Here is a 14,846-nt window from a genome sequence, read left to right as displayed (position 1 = left end):
GGGGGGGGCGCGCCCCCCCCCCCCCGCCCCCGTCCGGGACGGTGTCCCGCGGGCAGTGGCCGACCGCGGCCCGGAACAGCGCCGAGGCCCTGAACTTCGCGTCGCTCAAGGTCACCGCGCGGCCCAGGATCGCCGACTTCCCGCTCGCGGTGATGCCCGTGACGACGAGGACCCCCGGCGGGCCGTTCAAGAAGGAGACCAGCGAGGCGTTCAGGCGCCTGCGGCCGGAGAAGTACCAGCCGGTGTCGTCGGCGCCGGTGCGTCCGCTGGCCTTCTCCAGCCAGTAGTCCAGGTCTTCCGGCGTCGCCGCCACCTCCTGCCGGCTCTCCTCCACCGCGGCCCGCTCCGGCCGGTGGCCCGGGTTCGGCAGCGCGGTGGTCGGCACGTGCAGCTTGCCGCTCGACAGCGCGCGGCAGTCGAGGGACAGACTGCGGCCGAGCTCCGCGCCGACCGTCTGCGCCGCCTGGTACAGGGCCCGGCTGAACTCCTCCATCGACAGGTAGGGGCGGGTGATCCCGCCGGCCGTGCGCAGCCACTCGTGGGCCCGGCTCAGGACGAGCGCGAACTCCCGCCCCCGCACCTGCATCTTGGGCGCCGCGGTGGTCAGGACGTTCAGCGTGGCGCGCGCCGTGCGCGCGGAGTCCAGGCTCCGCAGGAGTTCCAGCAGCTCTCCCGCCGCGTCGGCGGACTCGCACATGTTCACGATCACCAGGACGTCCCGGGCGTGCGAGTCGAGCGCGGCCGTCACGATCTCCGCCGTGCGCATCCCCGTCCCCGGGAGCCGGTGGGGTTCGGTCGGGGGCCGGACCGCGAAGTGCCTGGCCGCGCCCGAGGTGAGCCCGTGGCCCGACACGTACAGCACCACGGGGACGTCCGGCTCCGCGTCCCGGATCCGCGACGACTCCAGGAAGCACTCCACGTCATGGCGGCTGGTCACCGACCGCGCGGGCGCGACCTTCACGAATCCCGGGCCGTCCGGAGGGGGCCGCTCCCACCACAGCGCCACCGCCTCCAGCTGCGCGTCGAAGGCCTCGCGCAGTGCCGCGGTCCCGTCCTCCATCACCAGGACGTACAAGGTGCCCGCCCGCTGCTCGGCCACCACCTGCAGCGCAGCCTGCTCCGCCGCATCGGCTAAGCCGATCTCGCCCCGCTGCCCGTCCACGGTCCCTATTCTTCACTGCCATGAACGAGCAGCGGCAACGTCCGTCCCGTACGGACCGCTTACCCGACCTACCCGACCTGCCCGACCACGTCACCCAGGACGCGGTGGTCGTCGTACCGGGGATCATGGGCAGCACCCTTCGCGACACGAGCACGGGCAAGGACGTCTGGGGCCTCGGCGGCGTCTCCTGGCTGCTGAAGGCCTGGACCACGCCCTCCGGTCTGGAGTCGCTGGCCATGACCGAGGACGAACTGGCCGGCAAGACCGGCCGCATCGAGGCGACCGGCCTCCTCGGACACTCCGCCTGGACCCCGTACCTCGCGGGCAGCGAGCCGTACACCGATCTGGTCGACACGATCCGCACCAGCGTCGCCGACGACGCCGCGGTCCTGGAGTTCGCCTACGACTGGCGCCTGCCCGTCGCGGCCAACGGCCGTCTCCTGGCCGACGCCGCGCGCCTGCACCTGACCGCCTGGCGCCGCCACCCCGCCCACGCCCTGGCCCGCCGCCACCGCAAGGACCAGCGGGAGGGGCGGCTCGTCTTCGTCGCCCACTCCATGGGCGGTCTCGTCACCCGCGCGGCCCTCGACCCCGGCCACGACGGCTACCTCCAGGCCGACACCCGGGGCGTGATCACCCTCGGCACCCCCTTCCAGGGCTCGGTCAAGGCGGCCGTCATCCTCGCCACCGGCCGGGGCGCCCCCGTACCGCTGCCCCACCGCAAACTCCGGGCGATCTGCGCCACGATGCCCGGCCTGCACGACCTGCTGCCGCAGTACCGCAGCCTGCGCGCGGGGGACGACGTGCGCCACCTCACGCCCAGCGACGTCGCGGCCATCGGCGGTGACGCGGAGCTGGCGCGCCGGGCGGCCCGCTTCCACCACGTCCAGAAGGGCATCACCCTGCCCGGCCACCGTTCGGTCGTCGGCGTCAACCAGCCCACCTGGCAGAACCTGACGATCAACGGCGGCACGGTCGAGGCGCACTTCGACGGCGCCCGGCAGAACTCCGACGGGACCTTCATCCTCGACCGGCACGACCGGGTCCGGTACTTCCAGGTGCACGGGGACGGCACCGTCTACAAGGAGTCGGCGATCCTCACCGACGTCGTCACCCCGCTGCCGCTCCAGCACGGGGACGTCGCCAGGGCGAAGACCGCCCTCGAAGCCGTCACCGAGATCGTCCGCGACGACATCAACCCCGGGACGCCCCAGGGCGAAGCCGGCTGCGGGCTGAGCGCACCCGACCTGGTCGGGGCGGGCCGTCCGTGGAAGCTCCGCCTCACCGACGTCGACATGCTTTCGGGCCTGACCTGCCGCCTCACGGACCTCGAACACCCCGCCCGCCCGACCCCCCTCACCCTGACCTGGGAGGACGGCGTGGCCACCGCAACGGCAACCGCCCCGCGCCCGGGCGTGTACCGCATCGACGTCCGCACCCCGGACGGCCACGACATCACCCAGCTGGTCATGGCCGCGGACCCGGACGAGCCCCTGGCGGAGGCGGAGGACTGATCTCGGACTACCGCGAGCCGGCCGGTCCGAGGTGCTCCGTCGGACCGGCGAAGGCCAGGAACAGGGAACGGCGGCTCAGCAGCCAACGCCCGTCGACCTTGCGGAACGCGTCCTCGTAGTGCCCCACTTGGGTGGGAATCCGGGGGGCCGCATAACCGTCGCCGGTGTGTCCGTCGACCCGGTACGTCGTGAAGTACGTGGTCGCGCTCGCCGTCGAGGCGGACGTGAGGCTCACCAGAACGTTCGTGCAGATGCGGCGCGAGAGCCGGTCCGCGGGCCGAGCGCCGAAGTAGGCCCGCAGTGCCTCACGGCCCTGGACCCTGCGGTCGCCGAGAGCCCACTCCCAGACCCCGTCCTCGGTGAAGAGCCCGGCCACCTCAGCCGGGTCACCGAGATCGAGCTCGTGGACGAACCGCACGATCAGACGCTCGCAGGCCCGCTCGGCGATCAGACGGTCGGTGGGATCAAGGGTCTCGGTATCCATCCCCGCTTCCTATCAGCGCGGCACGGATCTCACGACCGCTTTTCGACGCCCCGCGGCGGCGCGGCGGCCCACCGGGGCGCAGGAGCCCCCGCGGAAACCCGTTGGCCGACGGCGGCGGCCGCTGCTAGTCTCCCGGAGGCCGTGCGAGAGAACGAGGAGGTGGTACCCGTGAACGCAGTATCGACATGGGTGCTCCCCTCCGGGGTCACGGCCGGGCGATAGGTCGTCCGGGAGCGCCGTTCACGTGCACTCCCGAAAGGCACGACCATGCACTTCACTTCCGAACAGCGCCTCGACGACGGCGTACTCGAGCGCGAGTTCACCCTCGGCGAGATCCCCGGCACCCTGTGGACGCCCGAGTCCGCCGCGCCGGTCCCGCTGGTCCTGATGTCCCACAACAACGGCCTGCCCAAGGCGGACCCCCGGCTGACGGCCCGCGCCCGGTACACCGCGGCGCACGGCTACGCGGTGGCCACCATCGACGCCGCCGGGTGCGGTGACCGGCCCCGCTCCGCCGCCGCCGAGCGGGCACGCGCCGACCTCCGGCGCGCGATGCAGGCCGGCGAGCCGGTCGACGAGATCTTCGAGTCCCTCATCGGACCGCTGGTCGAGAACGCGGTCCCGGAATGGCGGACCACTCTGGACGCCCTCCTCGGCCTGCCCGGGATCCGCGGCCCGGTCGGGTACTCCGGCGGATGGGCGGCGCTCGGCATCCGGCTGGCGGTGGCCGAGCCGCGCATCGCGGCCGCGGGCCTCTTCGCCGGGGGGTACGTGCCCCGTGCCCAGCGCGAGGAGGCCCGGCAGGTCACCGTCCCGCTGCTGTTCCTGTTGCAGTGGGACGACGAAGGCAACCCGCGGCGGCGGGCGCTGGAGCTGTTCGACGCCTTCGGCAGCAAGGAGAAGACGCTGCACGCCAATCCGGGAGGGCACACCGGCACCCCGTGGTTCGAGCTGGAGGACGGCTGCCGGTTCCTGGACCGGCACCTGAAGTGAGGCCGGACCGGCCCGCGGGCCGCAGCGGGCCCTGAAGGCCCCCTGCACCGGGAGGCCCTGAGGAACCGACGGGTGGCGACCCGTCGGTTCCCCGGGCGGCGTGCCGGTGGGGTGGACGGGATGGTTCCGCTGTGCCGCATGCGCGCCTCCTGGTCTGGTCGTCGGTGCAGGGAAGACGGTGTGACCAGGGCGGCGTCCCGCGGCTTTGCCAGATCTTTGCCGAATGTGCATCGGGTCGCGCGGTGTCGAGGAGCCTGGTTGCCCACAGGCCCCCGGACCGTGCACACTTGCGCGAATTCCGGCCGGGCGCAGCGTCGCACCCCACCGCCCCCCTGCCCGGCATTCGCCGTGCCGGCCATCAGCACGTCAACGGGAGCAAGGTTGAGCACATCGGGAACTGCACGCCGGCAGGACCTCCACGACCTCAGCGACGCAGAGCTCTGCGCGCTGCTCCGCGAGCGCGACCCGGCGTCCGACTCCCATGTCAGCGACGTGATGGGCGAGGTGTTCGCCCGTCACCACGACGCCGTACGCGCCTACGCCCGCACCTGCTGCCGGGACCTGGCCACCGCCAGTGACCTCGCGGCCGAGGCCTTCGCCCGCACCTACCGGGCGGTGGCCTGGGGAGCCGGACCCGAGTACGCCTGGCGGCCGTACCTGCTGACCTGCGTGCGCCGGGTGGCGATGGAATGGGCCCGCCGCAGCGCCCGCACCCAGCTGTCCGACGACTTCGAGACCTGGGCCGCCGAACTCTCCGGCGACCAGGACGTCGAGGGCGCCGCCCTGCTGGCGGAGGAGGGCTCGCTCGTCCTGCGGGCGTACCGGTCGCTGCCGGAGCGCTGGCAGTCCGTGCTGTGGCACGCCGTCGTCGAACCCGAGCCCGCGGCCGAGACCGCCCGGCGCCTCGGGATCTCGGCGGGGGGCGTCAACTCCCTGGCGGCGCGCGCCCGGGAGGGCCTGCGCGAGGCCTACCTGCGCGCCCACCTGGACCAGAGCGCGAGCGACGAGTGCCGGCACTACGGCGGCCAGCTCGCCACCGCGCTGCGCCGACCGGGCAAGCGCATCACCCGGGACCTGGGACGGCACCTTCAGGCGTGCGCCGAGTGCGGACGGGCAGAGCGCGACCTGCGCGCCGTCAACAACCGGCTCGGCGCGCTGCTCCCGGCCGGAATCCTGCTCTGGCACCCCGCCTCGTCGGCGCTGTCCGCCGGAGTGCACGGCGCCCACCACGTGGCAGCGGGCAAGGCGGTGGGGTTCAAGCTGGCGGCGGCGCGCCTCGGCGCGGGAAAGTGGACCGCGGCGGCGGCCGTCGCGGGCACGACGCTCACCGCGTTCGTCCTGCTGCCGGCCGAGGACCGGCTGGAGCGGGCCGCGCCGGCCCCCGGGGTCGCGATCCCCAGCCCCGGCCCGAGCGAGGAGCCGAACCCGTTCCTGTTCCCGTCCCCGACGGACTCGGCGCCACCGATCGTGTCCATCGGCGCCGCGATGTCGGCCACCGCTGCCGTGGTTGCCCCGCCGGCCCCCGTCACCCGCGCGCCGTCCCCCGCGCCGCCGTCGCCCAACCCCGCCCCCACCGCGGGCCGGCCCTTGGTCAACACGGGCTCGGGGCTGTGCGCCGGCCCCGCCGGCGGCGGCTCCGAGGGGGCGCTGGAGCTCCAGCCGTGCACCGGAGACGCCTCCCAGGGCTGGCAGCGCCTGCCGGCCGGCCAGGGCACGTACCAGTTCCGGAACACGGGCACCGGCACCTGCCTCGACGGAACCGCCTCCGGGGGGAACACCGTCGACGTCGTCCTGCGCACCTGCCGCTCCGGCAGCGGCCGTACCACGCAGCTGTGGCGGTCCGACCCGGCCGGAGGGTCCGGCGCGTTCCGGCTCTGGTTCGTGCCGCCCGTCCCGAAGAGCGACTACGCCGACCACCTGCTGGGCCCGCGGAACTGGCCGAAGACGGACCCTCCGCGCAGGGGATCGGACCTGGTACAGCTGCCCAACTACTACAACTCCGTCAATTTCCTCTTCACCCTGGGATGAACGAGGGCACGGCACACCGCCGCCATGAGGCCGTCATCCTCGCGCGCCCGCCGCTACGGCCGTTCCTTCATGTGGTCGACGACGGTCCGGATCATGACGGCGCTGGTGAACACGACCGTGCCGGGCTTGATCAGGCCCTGTTCGCCGGACTCGCCCTGCACCTGGACGGTGCGTTCGCCGAGGAAGGCGAGGGACTGCCGGTCGAAGATCCACTCTTCGCGCTGGCCCGAGTGCTCGTCCAGGCGGGCGACGGCGATTCCCCGGCGGCCGGCGGCGTCGACCGCGTCGTCCACCGTCACCACGCCGGGGACCTTCGCAGCTGCCTTGTAGAGCGCGGCCGTCAGGGCCGGCGGCGGGTAGCTCGCGCGCAGCAGGTCGCCGATCGTGGTGAAGGCCTCCTGGTCGGGGCCGCGGCCGCTGCCCTTGGTCTCCTCGTAGATCTTGCGCAGGAGCACGTCGGGGTCGGTGGGCAGCTGGGCGAGGTAGTCGTAGCTGGGCGCGTTGAGGTAGGGCGTCGGGGTCTGGCCCTTCTCGTCGGGCCCCTCCAGGGTCACGCCCTCCGGACCGGTGTTGCCGGGCTCGATCAGCCAGCCCTTGGTGCCGTCCGGGGAGTTCCACTGGTGGCGCTCGTGCAGCTTCTCGCTGACCAGGGTGTGCTTGTTGCCCTCGGTCTTCACGTACGTGGTCGCCGTCTTGCTTCCGATGTAGACGTACTGGTCCGCGCGCACCCCGGAATGGGCGGCCGAGGAAGCGGAGGCGGCCAGCGAGATGCGGTCCAGGAGCTGGGGTGCGCCCTGGGCGTCGGCGGCGCCGATGCGGGTGGTCATCGCCGGACCGGTGGCCATCGTGGCGCCGGCGCCGTCCGCGGCGCCCTGGTGCAGGTAGCCGAAGAACCCGGCGGCGAGCGCGCCGGCCAGGGCGAAGCCCGCGACGGGCACGAGGACCGCACGGCGCAGGAACGGGTTGCGCACCGTGCCGGAACGGGACGGGGTGGCTGCGGTGCCGGCGCCGCCGTCGGCGCCGGCGGTTCGGAGGTCGTCGTGGATCTGGGACATCAGGCGCTCCTTGTGGAACTGGTGGCGGCCCGCGGGCAGTTCCCGTTCGACGAAAGAGGGTCGGGAAAGGTCGGCGTTCATCGGATTCCTTCCTGTGCGGACCGGACCGTCTTCGTGTTGCGGTCTTCTTGTATCTGTCGCGACCGGGCCACGAGTTCCCGCCCGTTCCTCTTCAGTTCCGCGTCGGCCAGCTTGCGCAGCTTCGTACGGGCCCGCGACAGCCGGGAGCGGACGGTGCCGACGGGAATGCCGAGGACACCCGCGGCTTCCGCGTACTCCAACCCCTCGCACAGGCACAGCAGGAGGACTTCGCGCTCGGGTGCGCGCAGTGAGCCCAGCTGCGTGAGCGTGGCCGCGATCTGCTGCCGGTCGTCGAGCCGGCCGGCCACCTCGTCGGCGTGGTCGGGCACGGATGCGGCGCCCGCCGCGGCCGCGGTGGCGGCGGCGACGGCCCGGTAGCGCCGGTTGCTGCGGCAGTGGTTGCGGGCGAGGTTCGTGGTGATGCCCAGGAGCCAGGGCCGCAGGGACCCGCCCTCGGGGTCGACCGTGCCGCGCAGCCGCCACGCTTCCAGGAAGGCCGCCGACATGACGTCCTCCGCAACGGCCCAGTCCCCGGTCATCCGGAAGGCGTGGTTGTAGAGGGCCCGTGCGTAGCCGTCGAACAGCTCCGCATAGGCGTCCGGATCCCCGGACCGTATCCGGGTTCGCATTTCTGTCGTCACGCCTGCTGGCTGTCCGGCACCGTCGGAGGGGTTCCCGTGACCTGCGTCACGTGTGCGGCTGCGGGCGGCGGCCGCCGGCCCTCCCCCCACAGCCGCGCACCCTACCGGAGGGCGAGGCCCCCGCGGACCTGCCGACGACCCGGGTCCTCCTCGGGCCTCACGGGTGGACGGGCGCGCCGGGGAGCGGCGACACCAGTCCCGCCACGGACGCGTCGAGCGCGGCCGCGCCGGCGGCCCAGCGCACCCGGCGCTCCTCGGTCGCGGCCCGCGCCGACTCCAGATCGGCGCGCAGTCCGACCACGGCGCGGGCCGTCGAGTCACCGCCGGGCCCCCCGCCGTACGCGCAGGCCCGCACGACGGCGGCCGGTTGCAGCCAGTCGTCCGCCCCGCCCGTGGACTGCGACGCGCCGTGGCGTGCCGCGAGCCGGGCGATCTCCGGAACGTCAGCGGCCGCCTCGGCGAAGGACCGGGACGTGTCCAGGGCCAGCACCACCGTCTTGCCCACCAGGTGGTGTGCGCTGCGGAACGGCATCCCCGCGGCGACCAGTCGCTCGGCCAGGTAGGTGGCGGGGGTGAAGCCGTCGACGGCGCGCCGCAGCATGCGCTCCGCATCCGGTGCGGCGCCGTGCACGACGAGCCTCAGCAAGGTCACGGCGTCCGTCGCGTTCGCCAGGCCCGGCCACGTGTGCCGCAACGCCTCCGTACCCACGGCGATGGCGTTGGAGTAGGGGGCGGTGGCCATCGAGGAGGCGGCCGCCGTGAACGCGCCGAGGCTCGCGGTCGCCCGGCCCTGGACATGCTCCAGGAGGAACGGGTTCCGCTTCTGCGGCATCATCGAGCTGGAGCCCACCAGGTCGTCCGCGAGGTGGACGAGGCCGGCCTCTTCGGAAGTCCAGGCCGAGAAGTCCCGGGCGACGCGCGCGACGGTGATGCCCAGCGCCGAGGCCGCGGCCAGCAGCCTGAGCGCGAAGTCCCGGGAGGCGACGGCATCGACCGAGTTGCGCGCCGGGCCCGCGAACCCGAGCAGGACGCCCGTGCGTTCCGGGTCGATGGCCACGGACGTGCCGCCCACGGCTCCGGCACCGAGGGGGTTCACATCGAGCTCCCGCCCGGCGTGGAGCAGGTCTTCGAGCGCGCGGAGCACCGAACAGCCCACGCCGGCCAGGTAGTGCCCGTAGGTGATGGGCACCGCGGGCTGCCCGTGGGTGTACGCGGGCATGACGACGGCCCCGTACTCCTCGGCCTTGTCCACAAGGGTCCCCGCGAGCGCCTCGGTCGCCTCCACCAGGCGCAGGAAGTGCCGACGGCCGCGCAGCCTGGCCGTCGTCGCGTTGAGGTCGTTCCGGGAGCGGCCGGTGTGCATCACACCGCCGATGCCCTCGCCGAGCCGCTCGGTCAACAGGGTCTCGTACGCGAGGTAGACGCCCCGGGGCATGGGCCTGGCCCGTACCGCGGCGAAATCGGAGCGGCGCAGCTCGTCGATGGCTCGTAGGAGGGCGGACGCGTGGGCGGGCTCGACGATCCCGCGCTCGCTGAGCATCACCAGGTGGGCGCGGTCGACCTCGCTGATGAGGCGGAGCTCCTCGCCGAGTCCGTCGGCCGTGCCGTGGGGGGAGAGGTACTGGTCGTAGACGATCGCGTGGGCCTCGTCGTGCAGCCCGGTGCTCAGCCTTCCGGTGTCCACGCCGGGGCGCGCCGCCGCGGCTGCTGCATCCGTGGTGCGGTCGGCGCTCATCCGCGTGCCCCCTCGGGCGCAGGGGCGAGCGCGCCGGCCAGTTCGCGCAGTGCTTCGTCGGCGGATGCCCCGGCGAGGTCCGCACCGGCGGCGGAGGCGATGACGTGTCCGAGCCGGCCCCGGAAATCGTGTGCGGGCTCGATCGGATCACCGGGAGAGCGGTAGAGCACGGCGGTCTCGGTGTGCGGCACCGAACGGGCCGTCTCCAGGGCCCGCTCGGTACGGGTGCGGTCGCCCAAGGAGCCCGGTCGGTCGGAGGTGAGGAAGCGGATGGCGGCCGATCTGCCCGTGGCCGGCGGGGTGTCGGTGGCGGGAGCGCCGACGGCGGCCCCGACCTGGCAGGCCACCAGGTCGATGCCGAGCGCGTGGCGGACCAGCTCCGGGATCATGCCCCCGGCCAGCCGCGGATTGACCTCGACGACGCGGACGTCGTCGCCGTCCATGCGCAGCTCGACGTGCGCGGCCCCCCAGCCCAGTCCGAGGGCCTTCACCGCGCGCACGGCCTGGTCCCGCAGCAGTGCCGCGGCGTCCGCCGATATCGGCGCCGGGACGTCGTGACCGAGCTCGACGAAGTCGGGCAGCGGGCCCAGGTGTTTCGCGACGACGACCACGGCCGCGTGTCCGAACACCTCCACGGAGTACTCGGCGCCGCGCAGGTACGCCTCGACGAGGACGTCCCGGGGTACCGCCACGCCGCGCTCGTTCACGACGGCGGACGTCAGGGCCGCGGCATGGGCCGACACCTCCCCGGCGTCCGTGCACAGCCGCACTCCGAGGCTGCCGGAACCCTGGACGGGCTTGAGGACGACGGGGTACCCGATGAGGTGTGCGGCGGCCACCGCCTCTTCGGCGCTGCGCACCTGCTCGTGGCGCGGGACGGCCACGTCCGCCTCGTGCAGCCGCTGTCGCTGCCGTGCCTTGTCGCGGCATTCCCGTACGGCGTCGGCGTCCGGGCCGGGCAGCCCGAGGGCGCGTGCGGTGGCGGCGGCCGTGGCCACGTAGTACTCGGAGCTGGACGTGACCCCGGCTATCGGAGCCTGCTCCTGCAGGCGTCGGGCGGCGGTGAGGACGGCTGCGTCGTCCGCCGTGTCGACGACGAGTGCGCGCACGCCGTCCTCGGCCACGTACGGGTAGCGCCCGGGGTCCGTGCAGAGCAGGACGGGCTGGATTCCCAGCGCCCTCGCACGGCGGGCGAACTGGCGTCCCGTTCCCGTCGTGTTGCTTTCGACGAGCAGTAGCACGGGCTGTGTCACGCGGGGCTCCCTTGTGTCTGGAGATCGGTGGAGGCGCCGGCGACGTCGTCGTACGTGCGGCGGTTCCACAGGAGTCTGGACCAGCTTCCGTCGCCCTCTCCCGGCCTCTCCACGAGGCGGGGGCCGTCGGCGGGCTGCGCGGGCAGGGCGTTCTGGCCGCGCAGCCAGTCGTCGTTGTAGACGGTGGACTGGTAGCGGTACCCCTCGTCCGGGAGTACCGCCAGCACCGTGGAGTCGCGATTGCGCTCCGCCCACCACGAGGCCACGAGAAAGGCGGCACCGCTGGTCGGACCCATGAACAGGCCGTGGCGGCGGTAGAGCTCGCGGGTGGCGTGGAAGACCTCGCCGGGGCACACCCAGTGGACCTCGTCGTACGCGGTGTGCACGACGTTCCCCGGGACGATGCTGCTGCCCAGGCCCCGCAGCAGCCGAGGGGCCTCCGGCGCCTTGAAGATGACGGAGCCGTGGGTGTCGACGCCGATCAGACGCAGTGCCGGCGTGTCCGCGCGCAGGGTCGAGGCGATGCCACACGTGGATCCGCCCGAGCCGACGGGTCCGACGAGGGCGTCGACTGATCCCAGGGTGTGGGAGACGAGCCGGCCCACCGAGGCGTAGGCGGCCGGGTTCTCGGGGTTGGTGTACTGCTGCGGCACGAAGCTTTCCGGCCTGGCCCGGCACAGCTCCTCCACCCGGGCCAGCCGGGCTCCCTGGATGCCGCCGGGCTGCCCGCGGTCCTCGACGAGTTCGACCTCGGCACCCAGCATTTCCAGGCGGTTGCGCAGGTCGTCGTCGATGGAGTGGTCGCCGACGATGGTGAGGGGGAAGCCCCGCTGCCGGCAGACCAGGGCGAGGCCGAGGGCGAAGGTGCCGGAGGACGTCTCGATGACCGGGGTGCCCGGCGCGAGGTCGCCGGCGGCGATGGCCCTGTCGATGATGTGGCGGGCGGGCAGGAGCTTCATCAGGGTGAACGCGGCGGCGTAGAGGTTCCCGCCGATATGGATGATCTTCGGTAGTTCGACGGCCTCGATCACCGAGGGGTAGACGGCCGACTGATGGATTGTCATGAATTCATTCATCCGTTCGTCGTGAACTTCCATGACTCGACGATGCCGATGTCGCGGAGCAACCCCTCGGCGCGTGTGGAGCGGACGCCGAGCGCGGGGTCGTCGCGGTCGAAGAGCAGCCCGGCGACGTCCCCGCTGTGCGAGATCTGGAGGCCCACCGCCCGCGCTTCCTCGGCGATCTCGAGGATGCGGTCCAGCTGCGGGACCGGGAGGTGGCGCTGGTTGAGCCGTGTGCTGGCCGTGGCCACGCTGCCGAGCAGGGCCACGTCCTTGGCGAGTACGGCCTCCCGGAGCACGGCGCGCAGCTCCGCGAACTCCAGGACGTCGTCATCGGTGTAGCGCGCGGGCGGCAGGGACAGGGTCTCGACCCCGCGGCCCCCCTGTGCCGGCCTGGACCCGAAGCCGAGGACGAACACCGCCGGGAGGGGGTGCCCGAAGTCCTCGATGACCGTGCCCTCCCGTTGGGCGAAGAGGACCGCCGTCGAGTCGAACATCAACGAGTCGGACGCGATCTCGGCACGCACCGCCAGCCGGGCCTTCTCCTGCGGGGTCAGACGCAGCGCGTACCTGTCCTGGACGGCCCCGATCGCCGCGAGGACGTCACTCGTCGACGAGCCGAACCCGCGCCCCAGCGGCACGTCGCTGGATATCTCCAGATGTCCGCCCGCGGGCAGGCCGTGGGCGGACAGGGTCAGGCGCGCGGCTGCGCGCGCCTTGGTGCGCCAGCCGGGGGATACGGTGACGTCCTCCCCGCCGCCCGACGCGAAGCGCGCCTGCACGCAGTACAGGGGGCAGGGGAGGGTGACGAGGCCGCGCCGCATCTCGCCCCGCTCGCGGAACAACCCCTGGAGCACCTCGCCGTGGTGTATCGGGGCCGACGCCTCACCCATCCGCCCTTCGCTCTGATCCACCTGTTCCCTGGCTTCCTCTGCTACGTCGACGGGTTGTCAGATCCATGCTCGGAGCCGCTCCGGGTCGGGGGGCCGGGCAGGCGGAGCATGCAGGGGAGACGAGTGCCGGAACACGGCGATGCCTGCGGCGGGAGTGGCCCTGCACCCTCGGATGCCCCCGTGGCCGATCGCACCGTAACCCTTTGATTTGACCTGCGGCAGAGGCATTTTGCAAGTGATCACGGACACAGCCGGAGCGGGAACCGCCTGTCGATGCCTCGGGCGCCCGGTCGTGTCGGGGCTCGCCCGGAGCGCGACAAAGGGCCTTCGAAGAGCCGCAGTTGAGGTGTCGGGGCAGTGGTCCGGCAAGGCGCTGCCGGTATGATCGGCACGATCCCGCCCGAGGCACGGCCGGGTCGGTCCCCAGCGGGGCGAGGCTGCGCCACACGGATGCGCGGCGCCCCGCCGCCCCCCACCATGCACGTCAGCCGGTTGCGCGCCGCGTCGATGTTCCCCAGGCAGTGCTTCGTGCCGAACGCGGCTCCCGGTCCGGCCCCAGGAAGGAACGGAATTGAAGGCTCTGGTCTACGTGACGGACGGAAGCCGTGGCGACGTACAGCCCTACCTGGCCCTGGCGCACGCGCTCAACCGGGCAGGGCACGACGCCACGCTCGTCGGACCGCGTCTCTACGGGGACTTCGCCGCGGAGTTCGGTGTCCCGTTCGCCGCGCTCAACGACGAACTGGTCCGGCTCCAGTCGAGCCCCGAGGTCCGCGGGCTCTACCTGAACAACGACGACCCGCAGGTGCAGCGCCGGCTGCGGGAGTCCACGATCGCGCTCTTCCCGCGGGTCTTCCCGCTGATGATGCGGGAAATGTGGGACGCGGCTTCGGCCGGGGCCGACCTCATCGTCTATTCGCCGTCCTCCCGGCAGGTGACGCACCAGATCGCCGAGCGGCTCCGCGTCCCGCACGTCCTCGCCACCCTCTACCCGCACCACGTCGTCTCCCGGGAGTACTCGCCGGGCCCCGGCCTGCGGCCGACGGCGACGAACCTGGAGGACCACGCCCGCGTCAACCGGCCGCTCGAACCACCGCTGTCGGACTGGGTGGAGCAGTGGCGCACGGACGTCCTCGGGCTTGCGCCCCGGGACGGCTACACGGACTTCCGGACCGATGTCCACGGCAACCCGACACCCGTGCTCCACGGCTTCAGCCCGCACGTCCTGAGGCCGGCCGCCGACTGGCCCGAGTGGGTGCACACCACCGGGTTCTGGACGCTGCCGCGCCGCCCCGACTGGCAGCCGCCCGCCGAACTCGTGCGCTTCCTGGAGCAGGGTCGAGCTCCCATTTCGGTGGGATTCGGCAGCATGTTCGGCGGAGACCCCGAGGCGACCGGACGACTCGTCGTCGACGCGGTGAGCGCCGCCGGGGAACGGGCGGTCGTCGTGGAGGGCTGGGGCGGCATACGCGTGGTCGATCCGCCCGAGAACGTCATGGTGGTCAGGGACGTCCCCTACGACTGGCTCTTCCCCAGGGTCCGCGCCGCCGTGCACGCCGGGGGCACCGGGACCTACAACGCCGCCCTGGTCGCGGGACTCCCGCAGCTGGCCTGTCCGTTCCACAACGAACAGCAGATGTGGGCGGACCACGTCCACGGCCTCGGCGTCTCGGCTCCACCCGTGAAGTTCCGGGAGCTGACCGCGGAGGCGCTCCGCTCGGGCATCGTCACGGCGACGACCGACCCCGGCATCGCACGGAACGCCGAGCGGCTCGCCGGGAAGCTGAGGCGGGAGAGCCCCCTCGAAGACGCCGTGCGCGTGCTGGAGCACGTCCGGCGGGCGGGGTCGGGGAGGAGCGCCTGAACGGCCCCCGAACCCCCCCCCGGCCCACCCCCGCCGCCGCGGCGCGGCGGCCCCCGCCCCCCCCCCCACGGTCTGACGCGCC

At 73.3% G+C, this 14,846-nt stretch carries 11 protein-coding genes and 1 pseudogene; 4 read left to right on the top strand and 8 right to left on the bottom strand.

Annotated elements, in window-relative coordinates; all coding sequences use genetic code 11:
- A pseudogene (locus ACFXA3_RS15345) lies at positions 1-1,162 on the bottom strand (hypothetical protein); the annotation flags it as partial.
- Between the two features lie 20 nt (positions 1,163-1,182).
- Between ACFXA3_RS15345 and ACFXA3_RS15340 the strand changes: the two are divergent.
- The gene (locus ACFXA3_RS15340) at positions 1,183-2,676 is read left to right on the top strand and encodes a hypothetical protein (RefSeq protein WP_385186985.1); all 1,494 of its coding nucleotides are present in this window, start codon (positions 1,183-1,185) and stop codon (positions 2,674-2,676) included.
- Positions 2,677-2,683: 7 nt separating this feature from the next.
- On the opposite strand, the gene ACFXA3_RS15335 is transcribed toward ACFXA3_RS15340, so the two are convergent.
- Positions 2,684-3,160 (bottom strand): nuclear transport factor 2 family protein, encoded by a 477-nt coding sequence (locus ACFXA3_RS15335; RefSeq protein ID WP_385186983.1) that lies wholly within the window; start codon positions 3,158-3,160, stop codon positions 2,684-2,686.
- A gap of 267 nt (positions 3,161-3,427) precedes the next feature.
- Here ACFXA3_RS15335 and ACFXA3_RS15330 point away from each other — a divergent pair, with 267 nt between their 5' ends.
- Entirely contained in the window at positions 3,428-4,153 is a 726-nt protein-coding gene (locus tag ACFXA3_RS15330; protein WP_385186981.1) for a dienelactone hydrolase family protein, read from the top strand.
- A 381-nt stretch (positions 4,154-4,534) separates the two neighbouring features.
- On the top strand, positions 4,535-6,181 hold the full coding sequence (locus tag ACFXA3_RS15325) for a sigma-70 family RNA polymerase sigma factor (RefSeq protein WP_385186979.1): 1,647 nt from the start codon (positions 4,535-4,537) through the stop codon (positions 6,179-6,181).
- A 53-nt stretch (positions 6,182-6,234) separates the two neighbouring features.
- Here ACFXA3_RS15325 and ACFXA3_RS15320 read toward each other — a convergent pair whose 3' ends face one another.
- The 6 genes from ACFXA3_RS15320 to ACFXA3_RS15295 form a co-directional block, all read right to left on the bottom strand.
- On the bottom strand, positions 6,235-7,317 hold the full coding sequence (locus ACFXA3_RS15320; RefSeq protein WP_385186977.1) for a CU044_5270 family protein: 1,083 nt from the start codon (positions 7,315-7,317) through the stop codon (positions 6,235-6,237).
- On the bottom strand, positions 7,314-7,958 hold the full coding sequence (locus ACFXA3_RS15315; RefSeq protein WP_385186975.1) for an RNA polymerase sigma factor: 645 nt from the start codon (positions 7,956-7,958) through the stop codon (positions 7,314-7,316). Before ACFXA3_RS15315 ends, ACFXA3_RS15320 begins: the two co-directional genes overlap by 4 nt.
- Before the next feature lie 157 nt (positions 7,959-8,115).
- Entirely contained in the window at positions 8,116-9,693 is a 1,578-nt protein-coding gene (locus ACFXA3_RS15310; protein ID WP_385186973.1) for an argininosuccinate lyase, read from the bottom strand.
- Positions 9,690-10,946 (bottom strand): ATP-grasp domain-containing protein, encoded by a 1,257-nt coding sequence (locus ACFXA3_RS15305; RefSeq protein ID WP_385186971.1) that lies wholly within the window; start codon positions 10,944-10,946, stop codon positions 9,690-9,692. The genes ACFXA3_RS15310 and ACFXA3_RS15305 overlap by 4 nt, the downstream gene beginning before the upstream one ends.
- Positions 10,943-12,010: a PLP-dependent cysteine synthase family protein gene (locus ACFXA3_RS15300; protein ID WP_385186969.1), complete on the bottom strand. Its 1,068-nt coding sequence runs from the start codon at positions 12,008-12,010 to the stop codon at positions 10,943-10,945. The genes ACFXA3_RS15305 and ACFXA3_RS15300 overlap by 4 nt, the downstream gene beginning before the upstream one ends.
- Positions 12,011-12,018: 8 nt before the next feature.
- Positions 12,019-12,921 (bottom strand): kinase, encoded by a 903-nt coding sequence (locus tag ACFXA3_RS15295; RefSeq protein ID WP_385186967.1) that lies wholly within the window; start codon positions 12,919-12,921, stop codon positions 12,019-12,021.
- 550 nt (positions 12,922-13,471) lie between these two features.
- Between ACFXA3_RS15295 and ACFXA3_RS15290 the strand changes: the two genes are divergently transcribed.
- Positions 13,472-14,764, top strand: a complete 1,293-nt coding sequence (locus tag ACFXA3_RS15290) for a glycosyltransferase (RefSeq protein WP_385186965.1) — start codon at positions 13,472-13,474, stop codon at positions 14,762-14,764.
- Positions 14,765-14,846: the final 82 nt, after the last annotated feature.

The sequence above is a fragment of the Streptomyces sp. NPDC059456 genome (assembly GCF_042750055.1).
Classification (GTDB): Bacteria; Actinomycetota; Actinomycetes; order Streptomycetales; family Streptomycetaceae; genus Streptomyces.
The sequence above is the reverse complement of the archived record's forward strand: the minus strand, read 5'-3'. Positions and strand labels throughout refer to the sequence as shown.